At 61.7% G+C, this 24,537-nt stretch carries 23 protein-coding genes; 10 read left to right on the forward strand and 13 right to left on the reverse strand.

Features of this window, described 5'->3' with window-relative positions; translation table 11 throughout:
- Positions 1–20: 20 nt before the first annotated feature.
- On the reverse strand, positions 21–1,973 hold the full coding sequence (locus F0A16_RS20120; protein WP_149437611.1) for a glycosyltransferase: 1,953 nt from the start codon (positions 1,971–1,973) through the stop codon (positions 21–23).
- A gap of 159 nt (positions 1,974–2,132) precedes the next feature.
- A complete protein-coding gene (locus F0A16_RS20125) occupies positions 2,133–3,545 on the reverse strand; it encodes a UDP-glucose dehydrogenase family protein (protein ID WP_149437613.1) in 1,413 nt (470 codons plus the stop codon).
- Positions 3,546–4,195: 650 nt separating this feature from the next.
- Between F0A16_RS20125 and F0A16_RS20130 the strand changes: the two genes are divergently transcribed.
- From F0A16_RS20130 to F0A16_RS20160, 7 genes are all read left to right on the forward strand, one after another.
- Positions 4,196–4,675, forward strand: a complete 480-nt coding sequence (locus tag F0A16_RS20130; protein WP_149437615.1) for an SUF system Fe-S cluster assembly regulator — start codon at positions 4,196–4,198, stop codon at positions 4,673–4,675.
- 108 nt (positions 4,676–4,783) lie between these two features.
- Positions 4,784–6,226 carry a Fe-S cluster assembly protein SufB gene (gene sufB / locus F0A16_RS20135; RefSeq protein ID WP_149437617.1) on the forward strand — a complete coding sequence of 481 codons (1,443 nt, stop codon included), beginning with the start codon at positions 4,784–4,786 and terminating at the stop codon, positions 6,224–6,226.
- 74 nt (positions 6,227–6,300) lie between these two features.
- Complete coding sequence (gene sufC / locus F0A16_RS20140) at positions 6,301–7,053, forward strand: Fe-S cluster assembly ATPase SufC (protein ID WP_149437619.1); 753 nt, start codon at positions 6,301–6,303, stop codon at positions 7,051–7,053.
- Entirely contained in the window at positions 7,050–8,387 is a 1,338-nt protein-coding gene (sufD, locus tag F0A16_RS20145) for a Fe-S cluster assembly protein SufD (protein WP_149437621.1), read from the forward strand. Before sufC ends, sufD begins: the two co-directional genes overlap by 4 nt.
- A 1-nt stretch (position 8,388) precedes the next feature.
- On the forward strand, positions 8,389–9,630 hold the full coding sequence (locus F0A16_RS20150) for a cysteine desulfurase (RefSeq protein ID WP_149437622.1): 1,242 nt from the start codon (positions 8,389–8,391) through the stop codon (positions 9,628–9,630).
- Positions 9,631–9,682: 52 nt separating this feature from the next.
- Positions 9,683–10,246 carry a putative Fe-S cluster assembly protein SufT gene (gene sufT / locus F0A16_RS20155; RefSeq protein ID WP_420853090.1) on the forward strand — a complete coding sequence of 188 codons (564 nt, stop codon included), beginning with the start codon at positions 9,683–9,685 and terminating at the stop codon, positions 10,244–10,246.
- Positions 10,247–10,405: 159 nt separating this feature from the next.
- A complete protein-coding gene (locus tag F0A16_RS20160) occupies positions 10,406–11,062 on the forward strand; it encodes a SanA/YdcF family protein (protein ID WP_149437626.1) in 657 nt (218 codons plus the stop codon).
- Between the two features lie 28 nt (positions 11,063–11,090).
- On the opposite strand, the gene F0A16_RS20165 is transcribed toward F0A16_RS20160, so the two are convergent.
- From F0A16_RS20165 to F0A16_RS20180, 4 genes are all read right to left on the reverse strand, one after another.
- Positions 11,091–11,531, reverse strand: coding sequence for a ferritin family protein (locus tag F0A16_RS20165; protein ID WP_149437627.1), 441 nt, complete (start codon positions 11,529–11,531; stop codon positions 11,091–11,093).
- Between the two features lie 111 nt (positions 11,532–11,642).
- Positions 11,643–12,551, reverse strand: a complete 909-nt coding sequence (gene rimK / locus F0A16_RS20170; RefSeq protein ID WP_149437629.1) for a 30S ribosomal protein S6--L-glutamate ligase — start codon at positions 12,549–12,551, stop codon at positions 11,643–11,645.
- Between the two features lie 50 nt (positions 12,552–12,601).
- Positions 12,602–13,039: an ATP-dependent zinc protease family protein gene (locus F0A16_RS20175; protein WP_149437631.1), complete on the reverse strand. Its 438-nt coding sequence runs from the start codon at positions 13,037–13,039 to the stop codon at positions 12,602–12,604.
- Positions 13,040–13,043: 4 nt separating this feature from the next.
- Positions 13,044–14,057 (reverse strand): DUF3549 family protein, encoded by a 1,014-nt coding sequence (locus F0A16_RS20180; protein ID WP_149437633.1) that lies wholly within the window; start codon positions 14,055–14,057, stop codon positions 13,044–13,046.
- Between the two features lie 205 nt (positions 14,058–14,262).
- On the opposite strand from F0A16_RS20180, the gene F0A16_RS20185 reads away from it, so the two are divergent.
- Positions 14,263–14,589: a YqcC family protein gene (locus tag F0A16_RS20185; RefSeq protein ID WP_149437635.1), complete on the forward strand. Its 327-nt coding sequence runs from the start codon at positions 14,263–14,265 to the stop codon at positions 14,587–14,589.
- A gap of 88 nt (positions 14,590–14,677) precedes the next feature.
- Here the strand turns inward: F0A16_RS20185 and F0A16_RS20190 are convergent, their stop codons facing one another.
- Positions 14,678–15,232 carry an OmpW/AlkL family protein gene (locus F0A16_RS20190; RefSeq protein WP_149437637.1) on the reverse strand — a complete coding sequence of 185 codons (555 nt, stop codon included), beginning with the start codon at positions 15,230–15,232 and terminating at the stop codon, positions 14,678–14,680.
- 252 nt (positions 15,233–15,484) lie between these two features.
- On the opposite strand from F0A16_RS20190, the gene F0A16_RS20195 reads away from it, so the two are divergent.
- Positions 15,485–16,474 (forward strand): glycosyltransferase family 2 protein, encoded by a 990-nt coding sequence (locus F0A16_RS20195; protein WP_149437639.1) that lies wholly within the window; start codon positions 15,485–15,487, stop codon positions 16,472–16,474.
- Positions 16,471–16,863: a GtrA family protein gene (locus F0A16_RS20200; RefSeq protein ID WP_149437641.1), complete on the forward strand. Its 393-nt coding sequence runs from the start codon at positions 16,471–16,473 to the stop codon at positions 16,861–16,863. Before F0A16_RS20195 ends, F0A16_RS20200 begins: the two co-directional genes overlap by 4 nt.
- Positions 16,864–17,006: 143 nt before the next feature.
- Here the strand turns inward: F0A16_RS20200 and putP are convergent, their stop codons facing one another.
- From putP to F0A16_RS22205, 6 genes are all read right to left on the reverse strand, one after another.
- Positions 17,007–18,497: a sodium/proline symporter PutP gene (gene putP, locus F0A16_RS20205; RefSeq protein WP_149437643.1), complete on the reverse strand. Its 1,491-nt coding sequence runs from the start codon at positions 18,495–18,497 to the stop codon at positions 17,007–17,009.
- A gap of 220 nt (positions 18,498–18,717) precedes the next feature.
- On the reverse strand, positions 18,718–21,909 hold the full coding sequence (gene putA / locus F0A16_RS20210) for a bifunctional proline dehydrogenase/L-glutamate gamma-semialdehyde dehydrogenase PutA (protein ID WP_149437645.1): 3,192 nt from the start codon (positions 21,907–21,909) through the stop codon (positions 18,718–18,720).
- 166 nt (positions 21,910–22,075) lie between these two features.
- A complete protein-coding gene (locus tag F0A16_RS20215; RefSeq protein ID WP_149437647.1) occupies positions 22,076–22,846 on the reverse strand; it encodes an AraC family transcriptional regulator in 771 nt (256 codons plus the stop codon).
- Positions 22,847–22,870: 24 nt separating this feature from the next.
- Positions 22,871–23,242 (reverse strand): hypothetical protein, encoded by a 372-nt coding sequence (locus F0A16_RS20220; RefSeq protein WP_149437649.1) that lies wholly within the window; start codon positions 23,240–23,242, stop codon positions 22,871–22,873.
- A 443-nt stretch (positions 23,243–23,685) separates the two neighbouring features.
- Positions 23,686–24,114, reverse strand: a complete 429-nt coding sequence (locus tag F0A16_RS20225) for a hypothetical protein (protein ID WP_149437652.1) — start codon at positions 24,112–24,114, stop codon at positions 23,686–23,688.
- 327 nt (positions 24,115–24,441) lie between these two features.
- On the reverse strand, positions 24,442–24,537 hold a 96-nt coding region (locus F0A16_RS22205; RefSeq protein WP_149437654.1), incomplete at its 5' end, for an IS3 family transposase.

Here is a 24,537-nt window from a genome sequence, read left to right on the forward strand (position 1 = left end):
TCTCCTTGTAAATCCCTGGTTTACTGGCGGTTCTGGGCCAGTACCTTGTCTTCTCCGCGGCGTTCGTCCAGCGACAGCGACAGCTCCGTCAAACGGATATCTTGTCCGCCGATCCGGAGTCGGCAGGGGCGCGGTTCGTTGCACTGCAACCGTCCGGCGCTGGCGAGCGTGGTATCGCCTGAAGTGATCTGAGCGGACAGGCCTGGGTCGATCTGCAGGACGCTCGGGTGGTCGGGATCGTCATGACCGTGGATGTCGGTGCCTCGGATTCTGTCCAGTGAAGCGACGGCGGCGTTGAAACCGCCATCGATTCGAAAGTGCCCCGGCGGCAGCTGCACGCTGCCATCCTGCGGCACATCGGCGAGCGCCAGTGCCAGCCAGCGGTTGTCGTCGGCGTCGGTCGATGCCGGCCTGGCCCCAACCATCGCCGCGACCGAGAGACGATCTGCCGGTGCCATGACGCCGCCGAAGACGGCCAGTGCGAATACCAGCGCGCCGAAGTAGAGGGTGTGGATGAGATGGCCGCCGAGGCGCTGATGGCGCGCGGCGCGTGGATCGTCGGGCTCGCCCGCCGAAATGCCCTGGCGCGACCAACGCTGTCGATTGAAGCGGAAGCTGACGTAGGTCTTGAGAACCGCCCCGCTGAGCTGGTTGTAGTAGAGCATCGGCACCCATAGCGCGCTCCAGCGGCCCCGCTGCCAGGCCAGCACCAGACTGGTCAGTCCGCGGGTCATCACAATCCAGAGCAGGTAGGCGAAGATGAATGAGGGGCGCACGAACAGCGTCAGCAGGATGGCGATGGTCGGGCCGATCAGCGTGGTCCACATCGATAGCCGCTGATCGACCAGGCTCCACCAGGTGAACCACCCCATCCGACTCGGCCCCAGGGCGATGGCCCGGCCGTTGGTGCGCAGCATGTTGCCGAACCAGCGACGCATCAGGTCCTGCGTCGATTTGAAGAAGCGCCGGCGATCCGGCAGCTCCTCGAAACCGGTGACATGGACGTCGGGCAGGTAGAGCATCTTCCAGCGATGCTTGAGCAGCCAGAACCAGGTCGACTTGTCGTCTCCGGAGAGAAACTTGAAGTTGCCGAAGCGCCAGTGCTCGACGTGATCGTTCTCGACCAGTTCGATGAACTCCGGCTCGGTGGCGAGGTCGGCACGAAACGCGCTGTAGCGACCGGTCAGCACTAGCAGTCGTTCGGAGACCGCGGTCGAGCTCATCACCAGATGACGCTGGGCGTAGCGCAGGTCGTACCACTCCTTGGTCATGTCGTTGCCGATGACGACGGCGCTGTTGTTGGTGGTGATCGCCCCCAGGTCTTCCCGGGCCAGGAAGAACGACAGCGAGCGTTCCAGCGTCCCCGGTTCGATGCGGATGTCGCCGTCCATGCTGACCAGCAACGAGCGGGGCGTCGGCATGCAGCGAGAGATGGCCCGCAAGACTTCGGCCATGGCCGAGCGTTTGCCGTCGCCTTTCTGGAACATGTAGCGAACGCTGACATTGGCGGGCCAGCCATGCTCGTCCATGACCTGGTCGATGATGTCGACGTCGCTGCGGTCGGCGATGGCGGCGAACAGCGTGGTCGGCACACCGTAGTCGGCCGCATCCCGGATCAGCGCGTCATAGACGGCGAAAGTCACTTCGGTATCGATCCGAAACGATGTGCACAGGATATAGAGGGCGTCCGGGGTTTCGTTGGCACCGACGGCATCGGCCTCCGCCCGTAGCCGTGGAAACATGCGGCGGTTGTACCAGACCGACCGGATCGCCTGGACGAACCACCACGAGTAGCGCCAGGCGCCGATCAAGCCCACGGCGAAGAGGAAGCTCTTCGACCCGGGATGGAAGACCTCGTCCGGCAGATGCGTTACCAGCAGCAGGACCAGCGTGGCGAGCAGCAGCATGACCGTGGCTTCGGTCGCCACCGATGCCTTGCTGGGTCTGGCTCGGGTGTAGTGGATGTGGCTCATCGGGTTGTCCCCTGGAGTCGTTCCTGGGTTGCGTTCCTCGACCCGAGTCCTTGCGTCAGGCGCGCAGACACGAAGTCCCCCTGATCGATGCCGTGGCACCGATCGGGAACGTCATGAGAGTCGAGGGGGCGGCGACGTCAGCCGCCGACGGGGCGGTTATCAGAGTGTGTAGGCGACGCTCGGGCTCGTTCGCTCGGCCGGTGATGCCGCTGCGGTAGCGACGGCGACAGGCTGGGCGATGAGCAGCGAGTCGGCACGACCCACCGCGAAATAGAGCAGGCCGGCGGCGCGCACGCTCTCGGGATCGAACAGGTTGCGTCCGTCGATGATCACCGGGGTGGTGAGCCGCTCCCGCAGGCGGCGGAAGTCGACCGTGCGGAAGGCCTTCCATTCGGTGCAGATCACCAGGGCGTCGGCGCCCTCCAGGGTGTCGTCCCGGCGCTTGGTCAGTGCCAGGTCGTCGCGTTCGCCGTAAATACGTCGGCACTCATCCATGGCCTCGGGATCGTGGGCGCGAACCTTGCCGCCGGCGGCCCAGACCGCCTCCATCAGTTTGCGGCTCGGGGCTTCGCGCATGTCGTCGGTATTGGGCTTGAAGGCCAGCCCCCATATGGCGATGGTCTTGCCCTGCAGTTCCCCATCGAGCGCCTGGGAAAGCTTGGTGAACAGGTGGGTCTTCTGACGGTTGTTGACCGATTCGACCGCGTCGAGCAGTTCGGCCTCGTAGCCGACATCGCTGGCGGTGCGCGCCAATGCCTGCACGTCCTTCGGGAAACACGAGCCGCCATAGCCACAGCCTGGATAAATGAAGCTGTAGCCGATGCGCGGATCGCTGCCGATGCCCCGGCGCACGTTCTCGATGTCCGCACCGAGCCGTTCCGCCAGATTCGAGATCTCGTTCATGAAGCTGATCTTTGTCGCCAGCATGGCGTTGGCAGCGTACTTGGTCAGCTCGGCGCTGCGGATGTCCATGAACATCAGCTTTTCCTGACGCCGGTTGTAGGGCGCGTAGCACTCGCGCATCAGCGGCTCCACGCGGGGGGAGTCGCAGCCGACCACGATGCGTGCACCCTGGGAGAAATCCTCCACGGCCGAGCCCTCCTTGAGAAACTCCGGGTTCGAGCAGACGTCGAAGGGAATATCCACGTCGCGTTGCCGCAGCCGCCGGGCAATGGTCCCCGACACGCGGTCCGCCGTACCGACCGGTACCGTGGACTTGTCGATCACCAGCTTGTACGCCTGCATGTGGGTGGCAATGGTGTCGGCCACGTTGAGCACGTATCTGAGATCGGCGCTACCGTCCTCGTCCGGCGGCGTGCCGACGGCGATGAACTGCAGCGTCCCGAAATTGACCGCCTCGACCGGGTCGGTGGTGAACAGCAGCCGTTGGTCCGCCACGTTCTGCTTGATCAACGCCTCCAGGCCCGGTTCGTAGATCGGTACGACGCCGTTCTTCAGGCCGTTGATCTTGTCCTGATCCACGTCCATGCACATGACTTCATGCCCGGCATCGGCGAGGCACGTCCCGGTGACCAGGCCGACATAGCCCGTTCCAAAAATGGTGATCCGCATGATCGCTCTCCTTGCTGATATTCGTATCGTGACCAGGTTTCGTGATCTGGACGTCGGCATTCACTGCGCCACCGAGGTGGAGTTGCCGATTCTTGATATCTCTCCGTGACCCCCCCCCCCGCGCTCCCTTGCCAGGTGTCCGGAAGATGAGGGGGACCGTTTGGCCTTGTGTTCCGTGACATCCGTACTGTCCCATCGGCGATGGGTGTTACAGCCGATGACAAACAGCGTTTCCGAAAGGGTGGGACAACGGTAGGTTCGAAGTGGCGAAGAGGCAATTCAGGAAAATCTCATGTAAAAGGACGTGCGATTTTCGTGTCGCTCCATTGCACAGGGCGTGTCTTTACGCAGACACCACTTGTTGCCGAATGCCAACGGCGGACGCTCGCCGAAAAACGCCCTGAGTATCGAAAAGGCTTCATAATGTGTCTTTAGGAAAACAAGGTTTCTTGGCGTTTCGTTTTGTATTTTTATGTCATTGCGAGATTCGGCGACGTCCTCGAGCGGATCTGAATGACGGTTGTCCGGAAAGAAGAGGGCGAACCGCTCGGAGAATGGCGAGCCATGCGTCGGTAAGGGTTCACAGCGTATATAAAGAGGACTAAAATGGTCCTATATGGAGACTGTCAGGGTCGAGAGGGCATCGAGGCGTGCTGAAGCTATCGAAATTGACGGACTATGCGGCAGTGATCATGGCGCAGATCGCGCGTGACCCCGATCAGGCGCACACCGCGTCGGAACTGGCGGCGCGTGTGAAACTGCCCCATCCCACGGTGGGGAAGACCCTCAAGATGCTGTCCAAGGGCGGATTGCTCGAGTCCCGCCGAGGTTCCCACGGCGGCTACGTGTTGTCCCGCTCACCGTCTGACATCACGGCCAGCGACATCATCGCCGCGATCGAGGGGCCGATCGGCATGACCGAATGCAGCCATGCCGACGGCGACTGCGAGTTGCTCGACACCTGTGGCGTCGCCGGCAACTGGCAGCGGGTGTCGCAGGCCATACGCACCCTGCTCGACGGTGTCACCTTGGCGCACCTCGCGCAGTCCAGTCCGCTCAAGCTGCCGGTGCAGCTACCCATTCAAAGCGTGACGCTTCCCTCGGCAGGCGAGGCGTTGCGCGAACATTAAGAAGGCGCGGCAATGGCAGGACCAGCGGTGGTGACGGTTCGTTGCTTCCTGGTCCCGTCCGGGATTGTGCCTTCGTCATAAGGCTCTCGGTGGAGAGGAGAGAAGACCATGGCTAGCGAAGAGATGGAGCAGTTGGTCCGTCGCGAATACAAGCAGGGATTCGTGACCGACATTGAAAGCGATACCGTGCCGCCCGGCCTGGACGAGAGCACGATCGCTTTCATATCCCAGAAAAAGGGCGAGCCGCAGTGGATGCTGGAGTGGCGCCTCGAGGCTTACTATCAGTGGCTCAAGATGACGCCTCCCTCCTGGGCACACCTGGAGTACCCGCCGATCGACTATCAGGCGATCTCCTACTTCAGCGCGCCCAAGAAGCCGGAAGATCGCCCGCAGAGCCTGGACGAGGTCGATCCCAAGCTGCTGGAGACCTACGAAAAGCTGGGGATCCCGCTGCATGAACGGGCGGCGCTGGCGGGGGTCGCGGTCGATGCGGTGTTCGACTCCGTGTCCGTGACCACGACGTTCAAGGAAAAGCTCCACGAAGCGGGCGTGATCTTCTGCTCCATTTCCGAGGCGATCCGCGAGTATCCGGAACTGGTCCGTCAATACCTGGGCACCGTGGTGCCGCAGGCGGACAACTACTTCGCGGCATTGAACTCCGCGGTGTTCACCGACGGCTCCTTCGTCTACGTGCCGGAAGGCGTGAAGTGCCCGATGGAGCTCTCCACCTATTTCCGGATCAATGCCGCCAATACGGGGCAGTTCGAACGTACGTTGATCATCTGCGACAAGCAGGCCCAGGTCTCCTACCTCGAGGGCTGTACCGCGCCGATGCGCGACGAGAACCAGTTGCACGCGGCGGTGGTCGAGCTGGTGGCGCTGGAAGATGCCTACATCAAGTACTCCACCGTTCAGAACTGGTATCCGGGGGACGAGGACGGCAAGGGTGGTATCTACAACTTTGTCACTAAGCGTGGCGACTGTCGCGGCGATCGCTCCCGGATCAGTTGGACCCAGGTCGAGACCGGCTCTGCGATCACCTGGAAGTATCCCTCCTGCATGCTGCGCGGCAAGGAGAGCATCGGCGAGTTCTACTCGGTGGCGGTGACCAACGGCCGCCAGCAGGCGGATACCGGCACCAAGATGATCCACATCGGCGAGAACACCCGCTCGACGATCGTCGCCAAGGGGATCGCCGCCGGCCGCAGCGATCAGGCCTATCGCGGGCTGGTCAAGATCGGGCCGCGGGCCAAGGGCGCGCGCAACTACACCCAGTGTGATTCGCTGCTGATCGGCGACCGGTGCGGTGCGCACACCTTCCCCTACCAGGAGATCGGCAACAGCACCGCGACCGTGGAGCATGAGGCGACCACCTCCAAGATTGCCGACGATCAGCTGTTCTACTGTCGCGCCCGGGGTATCGACGAGGAGGATGCCGTCAGCATGATCGTCAACGGCTTCTGCAAGGACGTCTTCCAGGAGTTGCCGATGGAGTTCGCCGTCGAGGCCGAAGCACTGCTCAATGTCACGCTGGAAGGGTCGGTGGGCTGATTCGCGACCCATCGCCCAAGTCATCCAATTTCGGGAGGCTGCGTCGACGGCCTCTCTCGTATCAAGGGTTTCACATGCTCGAAGTCAAAGATCTTCATGTCACGGTCGAGGACAAAGCGATCCTCAAGGGCCTCAACCTGACCATCAACGCCGGCGAGATTCACGCCATCATGGGGCCCAACGGTGCGGGCAAGTCGACGCTGTCGGCCGTGATCGCCGGCAAGGACGGCTATGAAGTGACCCAGGGCACCATTCTCTTCGAGGGCCAGGACGTCCTCGAGATGGAGATCGAGGAACGTGCTCGTGCCGGGTTGCTGCTGGGCTTTCAGTACCCGATCGAGATTCCCGGGGTCAAGAACATCTATCTGCTCAAGGCCGCGCTCAATGCGCAGCGTGCCGCACGGGGCGAGGGCGAGATTCCGGCGCCGGAGTTCATGAAGCTGGTGCGCGAGAAGAGCGCCGAGATGAAGCTGGACCCGAGCTTCCTGCAGCGTGCGGTCAACGAAGGTTTCTCCGGCGGCGAGAAGAAGCGCAACGAAATCCTCCAGATGCTGGTGCTGCAACCGAAACTGGCGATGCTCGATGAAATCGATTCCGGTCTCGACATCGACGCCATGAAGGTCGTGGCCAGCGGGGTCAATTCGCTGCGTAGCGCCGATCGCGCCATCCTGCTGGTGACCCACTATCAGCGCCTGCTCAATCATATCGAGCCGGATCGCGTCCATGTCCTGGTCGATGGCCGCATCGTCAAGAGCGGCGACAAGGAGCTGGCGCTGGAGCTCGAAGCCCGTGGTTACGATTGGGTGCTGGAGGAGTCTGCTGCATGAGTGCACCGGAACGCTTTCTCGAGCGTCTGACCCAGCGTCGTGCGGACGACCCGAGCTGGGTCGCGGCACGTCGTCAGGCTGGCGCTGCGCGATTCGAGGCGATGGGCTTCCCCACGCGGCGTGATGAAGCGTGGAAGTATACGGACGTGCGCCGTATCGCCGAAGGCGACTTCGCGCTGGCGACCGACGCCACATTCGATGGCGCCCACTTCGAGGCGCAGCGTCTGGATATCGATGCCTACCGGCTGGTGCTGGTCGACGGCCTGTTCAGCGCGGAACTCTCCGAGCTCGAGGGTCTGCCCGATGGCGTCCAGGTGGAAGCGCTATCGCAGGCCGTCTCCGCCAATCATGAAGCGGTGGGGGGCGCTCTCGGGCGTCTGGCCGGCGTCGATTTTTCCCCGTTTACCGCATTGAACACCGCCTTTGCCGACGAAGGTGCCATCGTGCGCCTCGCCCCCGGCGTGGTGGTCGACAAGCCGATCTACGTGCTGCTGCTGTCCCGTGCCGGCGGGCAGGCGGTGATGAGCCACCCCCGGGTGCTGATCGAGGCGGGCGCCCGCAGTGAAGCGACGGTCATCGAGCACTACTCGGGTGAACCCGAAGCCGCCAACTTCACCAACGTGGTGACCGAGGTGCTGCTCGATCGCGGAGCCATCATCAATCACTACAAGCTCCAGGAAGCCGCACTGACGGATCTGCACGTGGCCAGCATTCACGTCGACCAGAGTCGCGACAGCCGCTTCAACTCGTACAACCTCAACCTCGGCGGGGCGCTGGTACGCACCGACCTGGTGACCGATCTCAATGGCGAGGGTGCCGAAGCCGCCTACAATGGGCTGTTCTTCGTCCAGGGACGCCAGCACGTCGACAATCACACCCTGGTCAATCACAACTCGCCGCGGACATTCTCCAACGAGAACTACAAGGGCGTTCTCGATGACCGGGCCCATGGCGTGTTCAACGGCAAGGTTTTCGTCAAGCAGGACGCGCAGCAGATCGAGGCGTATCAGAACAACGCCAACCTGCTGCTGTCCGACCGCGCCGAGATCGACACCAAGCCGGAACTGGTCATCTACGCCGACGACGTCAAGTGTTCCCACGGCGCCACGACCGGTCAGCTCGACGAGGATGCCGTCTATGCCCTGCGCAGTCGCGGTATCGATGAACCGATGGCGCGGGCGCTGCTGACCCTTGCCTTCGTGGGCGAGGTGATGGACAAGGTGCGGCTCAACGTCATCGCCGAGCGCGTCGAGCGGGCCGTTGCCGGCCGCTTGCCGGAGCGCTTCAATCTGGCGGATCTGGTCGAAACTGCCGAGGCGATTCAGGAGGCGTGACATGACGTCGATCACCGATCTGACGCTGGATCTGGCGGCGGTACGCCGGGACTTTCCGATTCTCGAGCGGGAGGTCCACGGCAAGCCCCTGATCTATCTCGACAACGCCGCGACCAGCCAGACGCCGGTGGCGGTCATCGACAGTCTTGGCGACTATTACCGTCGCTACAATGCCAATATCCACCGCGGCCTGCACACCCTGGCCGACGAGGCGACCGCCGCCTTCGAAGGCGTGCGCGCGACGGTGCAGCGGCACCTCAACGCCTTCGAGCCGCGCGAGATCGTCTTCACCCGAGGGACCACCGAAGCGATCAATCTGGTGGCCAACAGCTGGGGGCGGGCCAATCTGCGTGCCGGCGACGAGGTCGTGGTGTCGCTGATGGAGCACCACTCCAATATCGTGCCCTGGCAACTGCTCGAGCGCGAGTTGGGTATCGTGATCAGGGTCATCCCGGTCGATGCACGAGGCGTGCTCGATCAGGAGGCCTATCGCGAGCTGCTGGGCGAGCGGACCAGGCTGGTCTGCGTCAACCATGTCTCCAACGCGCTGGGCACGATCAACCCCATCGCCGAGATGGCGCGTGACGCCCATGCCCACGGTGCCTTGATTCTGGTCGATGGCGCCCAGGCGGTGCCACATCAGGCCGTCGACGTGCAGGCCCTGGATGCCGACTTCTACGCTTTCTCGGGACACAAGGTGTACGGGCCCATGGGGGCCGGCGCGCTCTATGGCAAGGCGTCGATTCTCGAGTCCATGCCTCCCTGGCAGGGTGGCGGGGAGATGATTTCGCGCGTCTCCTTCGAGCGCGGTACCGAGTTCGCCGCCGTCCCGCATCGCTTCGAGGCCGGTACGCCGTCGGTGGCCGACGTGATCGCCATGGGCGCGGCCCTCGACTGGGTCAGCGCGCTTGGTATCGAACGTCTGGCGGCCTGGGAACAGTGGCTGCTGGATCACGCCACCCAGAAGCTCGAACGGATCGACGGCTTGACAATCATCGGTACCGCGCCGCAAAAAGCGGGGGTGATCTCGTTCGTGGTCGATGGCGCGCATGCGCAGGACATCGGGCTGTTGATCGACCAATTGGGCGTGGCGATTCGCACCGGGCACCATTGTGCCCAGCCGGTGTTGAATCATTTCGGTGTCGAGGCGACCTGTCGGGCCTCTCTGGCGGTCTACAACACGCCGGAAGAGGTCGATGCCTTCGTCGAGGCGTTGCAGCGCGTGCTGGGTATGCTGCGGTGAGCCGGCTCTGGCTCCCGGCGTGTTCGGGCCGGCAATTCTGTCAGGAGTGACGATGGATCCCCTAAGCCAGGTCTACAAGGGCCAGGAGATGCCGCTGCAGCGTGATGTCGATGCCATCTCGATTCCGTTCGGCAAGACGGTCGCGCTGGTCGAGGACAGCACGGTCGTGGTGATGCAGGCCAAGGGCAGCTCGGTCAGCGTCAGCCACGAAGGGCGTCTCTATCTGATCGAAGGGCATGACCTCGATGCGCTGGGTCTCGAGGCGCTCGAGCGTCCCACGCTGGACCCGGGCGCCAGCGAAGAGGAGATGGAAGCTTTCGTCTGGGCGCAACTGCGGACCTGCTTCGATCCGGAGATACCGGTCAACATCGTCGATCTGGGGCTGGTCTACGGCTGTCGCATCGAACGCCTGCTCACCGGCGAGTGCATGGTGACCATCCGCATGACGCTGACCGCGCCGGGTTGCGGGATGGGCGATGTCATCGCCGAAGACGCCCGCCGCAAGATTCTGGGTGCGCCGCAGTTCTCCAAGGTCCACGTGAAAATCGTTTTCGATCCCCCCTGGAGCCGTGAGATGATGAGCGAAGAGGCGCGTCTTGAACTGGGAATGTTCTAGGGACTTTACAGACGGAGCCTGACGAACGTTCCCGGCTTGCACAGCCGGTTTCTGGCAGAGCAACGAACGCGATATGCTGATCGACATCTCAACGCGCCACCGGATTTCCGATAGAGGCCTTCAGCGGCCGCTTCTCGTTCACCGACCATGCTCCTCCCCATGTTCTGGCTGCTGAAGGGCGTGCTCAAGGCGCTGCTGGCCAGCCTGTCGTTGCTGGCCGTCAGTATCGTGGTGATCAATCTCTGGATACTGCAGAAAACCCACGCGCGTATCGAACATGAGGTGCCGCTGTGCGCGGTGCAGCCCGTTGGCCTGGTCTTCGGTACCGCGCAGTGGCTACGCCAGGGCGGTTCCAATCCCTACTATCAGGCCAGAGTGGAAACCTCGGCGGAGCTGCTGCGGCTGCAACGCGTTCAGCACTTGCTTCTCTCCGGCGACAATCGCACGCGCTACTATAACGAACCGATCAGCATGTGGCGTTCCCTGCGGCATCGTAACGTCGACGATGCCAACATGACGCTCGACTATGCCGGCTTCAGCACTTTCGACAGCGTCGTTCGGGCCAAGGAGGTTTTTGGCGCCGACCGGTTGATGCTGATTTCACAGGATTGGCATCTACCACGCGCGCTTTTCATCGCCGACGCGTTGGGCATCGAGTCCACTGGCTGCGCCGTGCCCGACGATGGCATCAAAGGGGAGTGGCGGCTGCGCCTGAGAGAGTGGCTGGCGCGTGCCGCGACGTTCGGGGATCTTTATCTGTGGGGGCGCGAACCGTACTTCCTCGGGCCCTTCGAGCCGATCCGGCTGTCGTCATGAATGCGGCGGGGCCGCCGTTCACCCGCGCCTAGCGCTGGCGCTGCTGAAGCTTGTTGATTTCCCGGATCAGCGCGCGGCAATTTTTCCAGCAGCGTTCCAGTGTCGGCTCGAGGGCTTCCGGCAGGGGGTGGGTGAAGGCCGTGCCCAGCGCCTGCATCAGAACGCGCTCCTGCTCGAGCAGTTCCCCCAGCAGCACGGCGCTGTCATTACCGACGAAGCTCTTGATGCGACTCCAGAGCCAGAGGTAATCATCGCGCTCGACGTCGGCATCCCGTGGCAGGATGTCGAGATGCTCGCGCACCAGTTGCTGTAGCTCGCGCATGGCAGCCCCACGTTCCTCGTAATGGGGTTTCAGGGCATTACGCAGCGCCGGACGCAGGCGATCGAGATTGTCCTGAAAATAGTCGAGACTGTCGGCCAGCGCTTCGAGCACGCTGTCCATCGCCACTTGGCGATTGTCGAGAAACATGTGCGGCCACCTCCTGAGGTGACACAAATTGTGCGGCCGGAAACACTGTTTTGCTACCCCTGGGGGCAGAAAAATTTAGCATTTCCGGCTATTTGTTTAATTTCTTCTCATTCAGCCCTTGGGCTTTGGTGGCGCCTTGCGCGGCGTGCTGGCATTTTTCTCCAGATGCTCGACGATCAGTCCCGCGATGTCCTTGCTGGTCGCCGTCTCGATACCCTGCAATCCGGGAGAGGAGTTCACCTCCATGATCACCGGGCCGTGGTTGGAGCGCAGCAGGTCGACACCCGCCACGGCCAGCCCCATGGCCTTGGCCGCCCGAATGGCGGTGGAACGCTCTTCCGGGGTGATCCGGATGACGCTGGCAGTACCGCCACGATGCAGGTTGGAGCGAAACTCGCCATCGGGAGCCTGGCGTTTCATCGACGCCACGACTTTTTCGCCGATGACGAAGCAGCGGATATCGGCGCCCTTGGCCTCCTTGATGTACTCCTGCACCATGATGTTCGCCTTCATGCCCATGAAGGCCTGGATGACCGATTCCGCCGCTTGATTGGTTTCCGCCAGAACTACGCCGATCCCTTGAGTCCCTTCCAGCAGCTTGATCACCAGCGGTGCGCCCTTAGCCATGGTGATCAGGTCAGGGATGTCGTCGGGTGAGTGGGCAAATCCGGTCACCGGGAGCCCCAGCCCCTTGCGCGACAGCAATTGCAGCGAGCGTAGCTTGTCGCGGGAGCGTGTGATGGAGACCGAGTCGTTGAGTACGTAGGTACTCATCATCTCGAACTGGCGCAGTACGGCGCAGCCGTAGAAGGTTACCGACGCGCCGATGCGTGGCACGATCGCGTCGAAGGGTTCGAGCTCAGCGCCCTTATAGTGGATCGAAGGGCGATGCGACGCGATATTCATGTAGCAGCGCAGCGTGTCGACGACTCTGACACTGTGGCCACGCTGCTCGGCGGCCTCGATCAGGCGGCGCGTCGAGTAGAGGTTGCGATTGCGTGACAAAATGCCGATATGCATGCGCGAGAGGCTCCGAGAGGTGGGTTGTGATGGCGGTGGCGAGAGAGACGTCAGGGTTCACCGTGAAGGAACGCAGCGCCCGGAGCAACCAGGAGCCGGCGCATGGCGCGTCTTCCGAGCAGCATGGGATGACGCATGTTGCTGCGATCGGTCAGGGTCAGTTCGATAGGGAAGTCCAGGCTACCGAGGATGAGGCGGGTGCGGATGACGTAGCGCCACTCTTGCTGGCCGTTGGAACTTCTGACTCTCCGCCGGTCGTGCAGCGGCAACTGGCATTCGTGGTGCGCGATGGGTTGCCCGCTCGACCGGGTAATGAACCGGATCCAAGGATGTCCATTCTCTTCGTAGGGCTCGATCTGTTCGGCATGTAACGCCGAGGTACGGGCGCCGGTATCCGCCTTGCAGCAGAGTGTCATGTGCAAGTCTGGAAGCGTGACCATTTCACGTCGGCCAATGATCGCTTGGGCCTGATAGGGCATTGCTTTCATGAAATCATGCGTTCCATTGTCTGACGAGCCGGCCTAGGGAGGAGTCCATCGGCGCCTGACGTAACATCATCAATATGGGCAGCCGCAGGCGAGGGATCAATGCCAAATCACGCACGACGGGACGAAAGTCGGCATCCGGACTCTCGGCCAGACGCTCCAGAAACCGTTCCAGGCGGGCTTCGTGCTCGAGATGGTGCCAGCCGCGGGCGGCAATCGCGGCGAGGCAGTCGGCGGCCATCAGGGCGTCGTCATCGAGGATTCGCTCCAGCCAGCCGCTGACTCTGGCGTCGTCGCTACCCAGCAGGGCCCTCAACAAGGCGCAGAAGACTTCGATGTCCCGGTTCTCGTGAGCGCTCTTGAGCATGCTCCATAGCTTGGGCAGCAGTTCTTTCGGGGTGTCGCCATGTTCCAACAGGTAGCACAGCGCTAGAATCACCTCCCGCGGCATGGCGTCGAATCTCTTTACCAGCGCACTGGTTACTGCTGGATCCTTGGCGACGATCTGGTCGGCTAGCCCCTGAAGGCCCAGCATCTGCCAGTCGAGCGACTCGTCGCCGACGAGATAGCGACGTGTCATGTCGGAGGAAGCGGAGGGTGGTTGCCCGAAATGACGAGACAAGCGAGCATGCAGCAGCGCCCTCTGGTGTAGCTCCGGTTCGAAGGCCAGCGGGTTGTTCTGCATCAGATTGTCCGGCGCCAGATCATCGCTCGCAGACGCCGCGCGTGTGCCCAGAGTCTGCAGCAGACGGTCGAGAAACTCATCGCGTGGCGCGGGCACCAGTTGACCCTGCTCATCCAGTGGTAGGGAGAGGAACCAGATCGCTGGATCCGCTTCGAGCGCTGGCCAGCTTAACGCACAAGCCAGCTGGGCACGGCCGTTCCAGGGTAGTGGCCAGGGCGCCTGCTCCCGTTCGAATGCGGCGAAAGTGGTCTGCTTCATAGGGGTGACGCGACGGCCCAGGGTCGATAACGCGACCTCCGCGCCGCTGCCCGTGAAGAAATCGCTGAGCGTTTGCATGATAGGTGGTCGTCGTCTCCATCGAGGCGCGCACTGTAACTTGCCGCGATGGTGCTGGATAGATCCTGGCCAAAAATTGATCAACCTGCTCTGAGACATGCATTACGCCACATCGGGGTAGGTGTCCCAAGTTTATCCACAGGCTCCTTCAGGTTTTTTGTGAGCAACCGGAAAAGATTCCACACCCACCATTTCAGGAGGAAGAATGACCTCGCACGACAGATTGGCTCACGCCTTGCGTGAATTGGAAGCGACGCTGATAAACGTCGGTCTGTGGGAGGCATCGCGACCGCAACCGTCGGCGTTCGAGAGCCAGCAGCCATTTTGTGTCGATACCATGTCGATGCCGCAATGGCTGCGTTATGTCTTCATCGCTCGTCTTCAGGCTCTGGTCGATGCCCGTGCCACATTGCCCGCGACTTGCGCCGTGGCGCCAGCAATGGAGGTTTGGCTCAAGGACGAGCCTGCCTCGAGAAGAGATCCGGTGGTCCGTGAACTTGCCACTGTCGATCGTATCGTCACCCAGGCGTGACCGGTCACGGTCGAGCTCCATTCGCCGAATCCGAAGCACAAAAAAACCGGGCCCTCAGGCCCGGTTTTCGATATCGACTGCCGTTCGCTTAGAAGCGAGCGGTGACACCGGCACCGACGGTGACCGGGTCGAGATCGATGTCACGACCGCCACTGATGTCGGCGCTGACATCGGTGTACTGGGCGAAGGCGTTGAAGCCGAAGTTGTCGGTCACGTTCAGATCGACACCCAACTGGCCCGCTGCACCCCAGGAGTCGTCGACGCTGCCGACGCCGCTCTCGTCAGAGAACGTGGTGTAGTTGACACCGACGCCAGCGTACGGCTGAACGCGGGAATCGAGACCACCCAGCGGATAGTATTGCGCCATCAGGTTGATCGGGACCTGCTTGAAGGTGCCGCCTTCGGCGTGGACCTTGGTCTCGGTCATGGAGCTCAGCTCGACGCCGATCTTGTCGTGAACCATGTAACCCAGGCCCAGATAGGCACCTTTGTCGTTGTCGCCAGCATAACCATCGTCGGTATCGGTCTTGGCAACACCCAGACGACCGTAGAAATCACCAGCGCCATAGGCAAAAGCGGCTTGAGTTCCGAATGCGCAAGCGCCGGCAATCACCATTGCAGAAAACAGTTTGGTCTTGGTCATGATAAGTACTCCCTTTCTTTCATCATGAAGCCGTGTTACCGGCCTTCACATTCTATGAGACAACGTCGTCATGATAGGAAACGGTGTTTTTTATGTCCAGTAAAATTTTGAAACAGCGTTTTTTTACATTCCTGCAGCTTATGCACCTACCTGTGCGCAGCCGTCTTTCTACCTCTAGGATTACCCTAGTCGCTGATGGCTGACGTTGCCAATACGAGACGAGTCGACGAATCGATCACGAGAGGAGCACCCATGAATAGACGCCGAAAGGATTGGATGTTGTCGATCGTGGTTCCGGTCATGAACGAGGAAGCCGCGATCGACCGGTTTCTGCAGGCAGTGGACCGGGAACTCGGTGAAAAGCTACCGGCACTGGAGATACTGTTCGTCGACGACGGTTCTACCGATGGAACGCTCGAGAGGCTCCGCGGGAGCGCCTCCAGCGACCCTCGGGTTCGGGTGCTGTCCTTGACGCGAAATTTCGGCAAGGAAGCTGCCATGACCGCTGGCCTCGATCACGCCCGCGGAGATGCCGTCGTGCCAATGGATGTCGATCTTCAGGACCCCCCTGCGGTGATTCTGGAATTCATTCGTCTGTGGCAGGAAGAGGGCTACGACATGATTTACGGCATTCGTGGCTCCCGAGAGGAAGATACCCAGGCTAAGCGGGCCTATGCCGGCCTTTTTTATCGCTTTTTCAACCGTCTGGCCGAAACGCACATTCCCAGTAACGCGGGGGATTTCCGGCTGATGGATCGTCGCGTGGTGGAAGCCATCAAGCGGTTGCCCGAGCGCAACCGGTTCATGAAAGGTCTGTTCAGCTGGCCGGGATACCGCTCCATCGGTGTCTCCTACGATCGGCCGGCTCGGGAAAGCGGGGAGAGCAAGTTCAATTTCTGGAAGTTGTGGAATTTCGCCATAGACGGGTTCGTCAGCTTTTCTACCTGGCCACTGCGTATCTGGATGTACTTCGGCGCCGTCATCGCAGGGCTCGCCTTTCTTTATATCCTACTCCTCGTCGGACGCGTGATCGTGGTGGGCAATGACTTGCCAGGTTACGCCTCGCTGATGACCGCGATCCTGTTCTTCGGCGGCATGCAGTTGTTGTCCGTCGGCATTCTGGGGGAGTACGTCGGGCGTCTTTTCATCGAAACCAAGCAACGACCGCTCTATCTGGTCGCTGAGGACAGTTTGGTGACCGGCCAGGAAGGCTTGGTCGACGACGTGTCCGACGCCTCGTGAAGCGTCGGCTCACGCGCGAAGCGAAGACCGCCGTACGGTTCGGGCTGGTGGGAAGTCTCGCGACGGCAGCGCACTTGTCGGTTGCAGCCGTCCTCAGTGCCCTGTGGCCGGCGCTGTCGGAATTTCTGGTCAATCTGTGCGGCTTCCTGGTCGCCTTCCAGATCTCACTGATTGGTCACAGACGCTTGACGTTTCGGCGTCGGGGAAAGGCCAGGCGCTTCTTCGCGCTGGCGCTATCGGGGTTGGCTCTCAACAACGGTGTCCTGGCCATGCTGTTGGCTTCGACCCGAATTTCGGGGTTCTGGGCCATCGGCATCGCGACGCTCACCGTTCCAGTGATTACCTACATCGGCTCACGCCTGTGGGCCTTTCGCGACCATAACCGCTGAGATCCGATACGAAGTGGCTGCAGGCGACGATAGGGACAGGATCGACACCGGTTCGGCTTACCCTGCCGCTTGTGATTGCTCGTGTAGCAACAGGCACGAAAAGGGCTCCCGCGGGAGCCCCTTGAGCATGTCATGCCCGCTGGTTAACGGGAAATCTGCCGATACTCTCCGGCATCGTTGGTCATGTTGCTCACTACCAGAATCGCGATGAAGGACGCGATGAAGCCGGGGATGATCTCGTAGACGCCGGGACCGCCCATGAACTCGCCGTTCCAGCCCAGTGAAATCCACACGATGACGGTGAGGGCGCCTACCACCATCCCCGCGATGGCGCCGGCGCCGTTGGTGCGCGACCACATCAGCGACAGGATGATCAGCGGGCCGAATGCCGCGCCGAAGCCCGCCCAGGCATTGCTGACCAGCCCCAGCACCTGAGAGTTGGGGTCGGAAGCGATGACGGCCGCGACCAATCCCACCAGCACGACGCTGAGTCGACCTACGCCCACGGTCTCCTTCTCCGTCGCCTGCTTGCGCAGGAACAGGCGATAGAAGTCCTCGGTCAGCGAGGAAGACGCCACCAGAAGCTGACTGGAGATGGTACTCATGATCGCCGCGAGCAGGGCCGCGTAAAGGAAGCCGGTGATCAGCGGATGGAACAGCAGATTGGCCAGGATGATGAAGATCGTTTCCGGATCCTGAACTTCCAGGCCGTTGCGGATCGCGTAGGCGCGACCGAATATACCCAGGGAGATCGCACCGATCAGTGAGATCAGCATCCAGCTCATGCCGATGTTGCGGGCCACGGGAACATCCTTCAACGATCGAATGGCCATGAAGCGCACGATGATGTGCGGCTGCCCGAAATAGCCCAGCCCCCAGGTTACCGCCGAGAGCCAGCCGATGAAGGTCAGGCCGTCCGTCCAGGACAGCAGCGTGGGATCGACCTCGTTCAGGGTTTGTGATGCCTGGGAGAAGCCGCCGCCGCCTTCCCCGAAGATGACGACCGCCGGCATGATCACCAACGCGAGCATCATGATGCAGCCTTGCACAAAGTCCGTCATGCTCACCGCCAGGAAGCCGCCGACGACCGTGTAGACGAGTACTACCCCCAAGGTGATGACAACGCCCGCGGCGTAATCGCTGAGACCTCCAATGTTGATCACCCCGGAAAACGCGCTTTCGAACAATTTGCCGCCTGCCACCAGGCCCGATGCCGTATAAACCGCGAAGAAGACGACGATGACGACGGCGGATACCGTCCTCAGCGACATCGCTCGGGTGGGAAAACGGTTGGCCAGGAACTCCGGAATGGTGATCGCATTGCCATAGTGAACCGTCTGTTCACGAAGGCGTGGTGCGACCAGAAGCCAGTTGAAGAATGCCCCCACGAACAGGCCGATCCCGATCCATGCCGATCCGAGGCCGGAGACGAACATCGCCCCGGGCAGACCCAGCAGCAACCAGCCGCTCATGTCCGAAGCGCCGGCCGACAAGGCCGCGACCTGCGGGCTGAGCGTTCTCCCCCCCAGCATGTAATCCTCGGATGTGGATGTGGATGTGCGCATGGCATAGAGGCCGATGGCGATCATGAGCACGAAGTAAGCGATAAGGCTTATCCAGACACCAATAGCCATAAAGACGTCTCCTTTCTCTTAATTATTAGAGAGTTATTAGGTGGTTGTTAGATAGTCACCAGACCCGATGCGATGCCGCCGACCGGCCTGGGATACGCAGGCCGGAGCCCTGGCGGGGCGCATCGCGACTGGAGAGCGTTTGCGCGTTAACCCACTGTTGGTGTTGTTTTCGATCATGCAGAGCTTCCTTCAGCTTGTTGTTGTTGATGACGAGTGGCAATCACTCGTCTCCCATCGCGAGCAGCGAAGCATTCCCGCCCAGCGCGGCCGTGTTGATGGTGCGCGTCTTCTCGGTGGCGAAGCGCAACAGATAGTGCGGCCCGCCCGCTTTCGGGCCGGTGCCGGAGAAACCCTGCCCGCCGAATGGCTGCACTCCGACGACGGCGCCGATGATGTCGCGATTGACGTAGACGTTGCCGACGCGGATACGACTGGCGACATGGTTGGTGAAGTTCTCGTTGCGGCTGTGGACGCCGAACGTCAGGCCGTAGCCCTTGGCATTGATGGCATCGATGACCTCCTCGAGCTGATCGGCACGATAACGGGCGATGTGCAACAGGGGGCCGAACTGCTCGGCTTGCATCGATTCGATGCCGTCGATGGCGAAGGCCATGGGGGCGACGAAGGTGCCGTTGTCGGTCTGTGCCGGGTCGAGTCTGGCCTCGGCCAGCAGGCGCCCCTCGGCCTGCATCTTCTCGACGTGCGCGAGCAGGCCCTTGCGGGCCTCTTCGTCGATGACCGGGCCGACGTCGGTGCCGAGGTCCCGAGGGTCGCCAATCCGTAGTTCCTCCATGGCGCCGCGCAGGATCTCGATGACGCGGTCGGCGATGTCTTCCTGCAGATAGAGAACGCGAAGGGCGGAACAGCGCTGGCCGGCACTCTGGAAAGCCGAGTGGACGACATCCGCGACGACCTGCTCGGGCAGGGCGGTGGAGTCGACGATCATCGCATTCATGCCGCCTGTCTCGGCGATCAACGTGGGCAGCGCGGCGTTTGCCCTGGCGGCTAGTGCCCGGTTGATGACCTGTGCGGTATCGGTGGAGCCGGTGAAGACCACACCGGTAATCCGCGGGTCGCTGCTCAGTACGCTGCCCACGGTAGGGCCATCGCCGGGCAGAAGCTGCACCACATCCCTCGGCATTCCGGCCTCGTACAGCAGTTCGATCACGCGGTTGGCGACCAGCGAGGTCTGTTCGGCGGGTTTGGCCAGCACGCTGTTGCCGGCGACCGCTGCCGCGACCAGCTGTCCGGTGAAAATGGCGACCGGGAAGTTCCACGGGCTGATCGCGGCGAACACGCCCTTACCGCTCATCATCAGTTCGTTGGACTCTCCGGTCGGCCCCGGCAGCACGGTCGGCTCGGCGAACAGCTCGCGGGCGCGGGCGGCATAGTAGCGACAGAAGTCCACCGCCTCGCGAATCTCGTCGACCCCATCGGTCAGCAGCTTGCCGCCCTCGCGTGAGCAGAGCGTCATCAACTCCGCCAGATGGGTCTCCATCAGGTCCGCGTGACGCTCGAGAATGGCCGCGCGCTCGTCGACCGGCGTCTCGCTCCAGCGGGGGAAGGCTTGCCAGGCGATGTCGACGGCCTGTAGGGCCTGCTCGCGTGTCGCCCACTGCACGCTGCCAACCGCCTGGCGGCGGTCGTAGGGGCTGGTGACTCGCTGGCGCTGGCTCTCGTCGTCGGCGATGTCGACGCCCAGCAGCGGCTTGGCGTGATATTCCCGATCCATGAACTCCGCCATGCGATCGACGAGCGGCTGGTATTCACTGTTGATGTTCAAGTTGACGCCTTTGGAGTTCTTGCGTGCCGGACCGTAGATGTCCCTCGGCAACGGAATCTTGGTGTTGGCAAAGGTCGGATAGGGCTTGAGCGTGGCCACCGGATGGACACAGAGCGACTCCACCGGGACCCTGGGGTCGACCAACTGATGGACGAACGACGAGTTGGCGCCATTCTCCAGCAGTCGACGTACCAGGTAGGGCAGCAGGTCCTTGTGGGCGCCGACCGGGGCGTAGACGCGGCAGTAGGTACCCTGTGGCGCTCGCGTCAGTGCGGCGTCATAGAGGGCTTCGCCCATGCCATGCAGACGCTGGAATTCGAAAGCGCGCCCGGCATCGTTGGCCAGCTCGAGGATGGTCGTGATGGTGTGGGCGTTGTGGGTCGCGAACTGGGGGAAGATGCGGCCGCGGGTGTTCTCGGACAGCAGAAACCGGGCGCAGGCGAGATAGGCGACATCGGTACAGGCCTTGCGGGTATAGACCGGGTAGCCATCGACCCCGAGCTTCTGCGACTCTTTGATCTCGGTATCCCAGTACGCGCCCTTGACCAGGCGCAGGGGAATTTCGTCGCCCTGCTGGTCCGCCAGGCGATTGATGTAGTGGAGTACCGGCAAGGCGCGCTTGGCGTAAGCCTGGACCACCAGGCCGAAGTGGCCCCAGCCGCGGCAGACATCGCTTTCGAAGACGGCGCGGAAAACCTCCAGCGAGAGTTCGAGACGGTCCACTTCCTCGGCGTCGACGGTCAGCGCCACATGACGCTCCCGAGCCATCTCGACCAGTTGCTTGACAGTGCCGACCAGTTCGTCGAGAACTTGGGTGCGGCGGCCGAACTCGTAGCGCGGATGCAGTGCGGAGAGCTTGATCGAGACGGACGGGGCCGGCGTGCTGGCGTCCAGCTTGAGGCTGGTTTCGCCCACCTGGCGGATCGCCGAGGCGTAGTCGTCGAAATAGCGCTTGGCATCCTGGCGGGTACGGGCCGCCTCGCCCAGCATATCGTAAGAGTAGGTGTAGCCCTTGTTGAACAGCGGCTTGGAACGCTTGAGCGCCTCGTCGATCGTGCGACCCAATACGAACTGTTGCCCCATGATCTTCATCGCCTGGTACATCGCACTGCGAATGACCGGCTCGCCCATGCGATTGACCATACGGTTGATGAAGTTGGCCGGCTTGCCTTCCCGTGGCTTGTCCATCTGGATGACATTGCCCGTCATCAGCAGGCCCCAGGTCGAGGCGTTGACGAACCAGGATTCGCTCTGCCCCAGGTAACGTTTCCAGTCGGCGACGCCCAGCTTGTCTTCGATCAGCGCATCGGCGGTGGCCTTGTCGGGGATCCGCAGCAGCGCCTCGGCCAGGCACATCAGTAGCACGCCTTCCTGGGTGTCGAGACTGTACTGCTGGAGCAGTTCGTCGATGGAGTCGACGGCCGTATCCATGGTGCGAACATCACGAACCAGTTGCGCCGTCTTGTCACCGATGCGTGCGAAATCCGCCTCGTCGGCGTCCAGCATCTCGCACAGCTGTTCGAGGTAGGCTTCCTCGTCAATGATATAGTGGTCGCTGATCCTGGCGAACAGGGCCTCCAGCGAAGTCTGCCAGGTGGCGGCGTCCAGCATTTGGTCGGCTTTTAGCATTGTTGAACCCCATGATAATCAGCGTTGGCAATGGCGGCCGCTCGCTGGAAGCGTGCGGTGGACTGCGCCAATGGAAAAGGAGTGGTGGCTGACTCTATCGTGAAACAGGGCGGCGGTACTTGCCAATTATCCGGGGGGTATTTGCGAAAAAGGCTGGGTCATCGCGCTAGCGAGAGGGGCGTCGCAACTGCATGGGCGGGTGGCCATAGCGACGGCGAAAGGCGTTGCTCAGGGCGCTTTGATTGGCAAATCCGGTGCGTTCCGCGATATCGGCGAGCGGCATGTCGCTCAGCATGGCCAGTTCACGGGCCCGGTTCAATCGCAGCCGCATCACGAACTGATAGGGTGTGACGCCGGTCTGTTCGCGAAAGCGCTCGGCGAAGTGCGCTTCGCTCAGGCAGGCGAGACGGGCCAGGTCGGATACGCTCAGGCGCTGGTCCAGCCGCTCGAGGACGAACTGCTCGAGTCGCTGGACGTCGAGCGATCGACCGCTTCGCCTGGCCAGCGGGGGCGAACCCAAGGTCGTGCCGAGGCGGGCACGCAGTGAGCTGAGCAGGGTGGTGACCAGCAGATCCCCGGGCGCGTGACTGGCTTGGCTCATTTCGTTGATCAGGAACTGCAGATAGTGCTGGAGCGATTCATCGAGAGAAAAGTAGCCTGGACGGTCGAACAGGGCTCTCGATGACCGGTTCATGCCCGTCAGGGGAGAGGCGTCGTCCGGCAGATCGATGATCAACTGACGGTTATCCCCGATTCCCTCGTAGTAATGTTCGATATTGGCGGGGACCAGGCAACCGGAAAGCGGTGCCACGACGCCCCCTTGGCCGGCGATCTCGAACTCCGCATAACCGGACAGCCCAATCACGATCTGGTGATAGTCGTGGTGGTGGTGCTGGATGGCGTTGTCGAGCGGTGCCAGCCGGATGATATCGGTCATGGTGTTCGCCACAGCATGGCTGGCTCAGGCATGATACTCGCCTCCTTGGAGCGACTGGTGGGCAGCCAGATGATCGCGCAATGCTGCCAGTTCTTCCCGACCGCTGCGGGAAAAGAGCGACCCGCCCTGAGCGGCCTGCCAGGGGCGACCATGAGTTTCCATCAGGTGTTGGCTGCGGCGGCGCAGATTCTCCAGGTAGGCATCGTGTCGGATCGGGTAGCCGATCAAGGTGTGCCAGCGCGCTTCGCTGGCGCGGTTGTCCAGTACCGCGTCGAAAAGGTCGAGAAGATCCTGCGCCTGTGTTCGGTAACGTGGAGTGCGCGATAGCATTAGCGCAGCCACGGTGGCCAGGCTGATCAGCAGGCAGATGAGGAAGACCACGAAGAAAAGTGGCATGCAGATGCTCCGGATGCGCGGCAACCGGCATAGCTTACCACGCCGGCCGCGGCGGCCCCCATAGGTCTGCTGAAGCGGTGCTCGAAGACTCATGCCCAGCTCGGTGTCGATCTCGCGGATGTCGGCGATAGGCCGACATCGAGACAAGCGCAGCCGATCTTATCTCGTGAGGCTGTTATTAGTTGGCTTCGGTGTCTGTCACGACAGTACTCGACAAGCGTGAAGAGCAAACCTGCCGACGGCAGGGAGCCGTGCGCATGCGCATTGCCACCACCCGGATAAAAAATCGCCGCGCAGGGCGCGGCGATAACGATCATTGCAGTAAGCTCGAGAATTCGCATAGCGACTGCTATTCAGTATCTCTTGATCATTGAGAGTGGTTGTTGATGAAAAAGTTCCTCACCTCGGACGAGACAGCCGAAGCTTTCACGCTGAGGAAACCATCAGGGTAGTGCTTTGGCGCCTGTGGTGACTGGCGCGCTCTCGGCCCATTGCCTGACCTGGCCGGTCTCGGCCACCCAGAACACGATGACTCCCTGGCGTAGACAGAAGTCCTTCATCCCTGCCATCCGGCGGCGAAAATCCGTGGTGTCTGGCAGCGCCAGCGATACTTGGGTCGTGTCATCCGGCATTTCGCTGTCTCGAATGAGATAGAAGAAGGCTTGGGTAATCTCCATCCAGGGGTCCTGACCGACCTCGAGGCTAAGTTCGCCCCGACAATCGACGACGAGACGCTTCTGGCCGAACACCGGGATGGCTTCGAGATCGATTTCCGAGCGAGTGCCCAGGCGGTTGGCTCCACACCGATAGCCATTGCTGGCAAGCCAGCGGGACATCGCCTGAACGACATGAGTATGATTTATGGATGCCATCGTTTTTGTCATGAATTTAATTAATGTTATGAAATGACGTGATTAGCTTCTAGTTTGATACTTCAGTGATAAGATTAACATAAATCTGTTCATCGACAGATGCATAGTTCGTATAGGGGCACACCTGTTCTGCATGATGTGCCACCAGCAACGTTTTCGCCTGAGAACGGGCGCCTTATAGCTGATTTTTCAGCGATCTTAGGTTTTAGAAACTGTAATTTCGGCTATCGCAATGAAAAGTCAGGAGTGAGACGGGGCGATATCTCGCGAAGTTCCGCGAATTGTGCGGCAGTGCTCTGATCTTGCCCAGCACTGGTGGACACCGACTTAAGCGATCATTTGAGCCTCGAAGGCCTCTGGGCTGATCATCCCGATAGCACTGTGTCGGCGCTGCCGGTTGTAGTCCAACTCGATGTACTCGAA

The organism is Salinicola corii, assembly GCF_008298015.1.
Classification (GTDB): Bacteria; Pseudomonadota; Gammaproteobacteria; order Pseudomonadales; family Halomonadaceae; genus Salinicola; species Salinicola corii.

Coding starts and splice junctions, on each gene's coding strand:
- sufD (WP_149437621.1), top strand. CDS start 7,050: ATGAGTGCACCGGAACGCTTTCTCGAGCGTCTGACCCAGCGTCGTGCG.
- F0A16_RS20225 (WP_149437652.1), bottom strand. CDS start 24,114: ATGGCATCCATAAATCATACTCATGTCGTTCAGGCGATGTCCCGCTGG.
- F0A16_RS20190 (WP_149437637.1), bottom strand. CDS start 15,232: ATGACCAAGACCAAACTGTTTTCTGCAATGGTGATTGCCGGCGCTTGC.
- sufC (WP_149437619.1), top strand. CDS start 6,301: ATGCTCGAAGTCAAAGATCTTCATGTCACGGTCGAGGACAAAGCGATC.
- F0A16_RS20125 (WP_149437613.1), bottom strand. CDS start 3,545: ATGCGGATCACCATTTTTGGAACGGGCTATGTCGGCCTGGTCACCGGG.
- F0A16_RS20165 (WP_149437627.1), bottom strand. CDS start 11,531: ATGTTTCTCGACAATCGCCAAGTGGCGATGGACAGCGTGCTCGAAGCG.
- F0A16_RS20215 (WP_149437647.1), bottom strand. CDS start 22,846: ATGACCGATATCATCCGGCTGGCACCGCTCGACAACGCCATCCAGCAC.
- F0A16_RS20195 (WP_149437639.1), top strand. CDS start 15,485: ATGAATAGACGCCGAAAGGATTGGATGTTGTCGATCGTGGTTCCGGTC.
- F0A16_RS20175 (WP_149437631.1), bottom strand. CDS start 13,039: ATGAAAGCAATGCCCTATCAGGCCCAAGCGATCATTGGCCGACGTGAA.
- F0A16_RS20185 (WP_149437635.1), top strand. CDS start 14,263: ATGACCTCGCACGACAGATTGGCTCACGCCTTGCGTGAATTGGAAGCG.
- F0A16_RS20160 (WP_149437626.1), top strand. CDS start 10,406: ATGTTCTGGCTGCTGAAGGGCGTGCTCAAGGCGCTGCTGGCCAGCCTG.
- putA (WP_149437645.1), bottom strand. CDS start 21,909: ATGCTAAAAGCCGACCAAATGCTGGACGCCGCCACCTGGCAGACTTCG.
- F0A16_RS20180 (WP_149437633.1), bottom strand. CDS start 14,057: ATGCAAACGCTCAGCGATTTCTTCACGGGCAGCGGCGCGGAGGTCGCG.
- sufT (WP_420853090.1), top strand. CDS start 9,683: ATGGATCCCCTAAGCCAGGTCTACAAGGGCCAGGAGATGCCGCTGCAG.
- putP (WP_149437643.1), bottom strand. CDS start 18,497: ATGGCTATTGGTGTCTGGATAAGCCTTATCGCTTACTTCGTGCTCATG.
- F0A16_RS20150 (WP_149437622.1), top strand. CDS start 8,389: ATGACGTCGATCACCGATCTGACGCTGGATCTGGCGGCGGTACGCCGG.
- F0A16_RS20220 (WP_149437649.1), bottom strand. CDS start 23,242: ATGCCACTTTTCTTCGTGGTCTTCCTCATCTGCCTGCTGATCAGCCTG.
- sufB (WP_149437617.1), top strand. CDS start 4,784: ATGGCTAGCGAAGAGATGGAGCAGTTGGTCCGTCGCGAATACAAGCAG.
- rimK (WP_149437629.1), bottom strand. CDS start 12,551: ATGCATATCGGCATTTTGTCACGCAATCGCAACCTCTACTCGACGCGC.
- F0A16_RS20120 (WP_149437611.1), bottom strand. CDS start 1,973: ATGAGCCACATCCACTACACCCGAGCCAGACCCAGCAAGGCATCGGTG.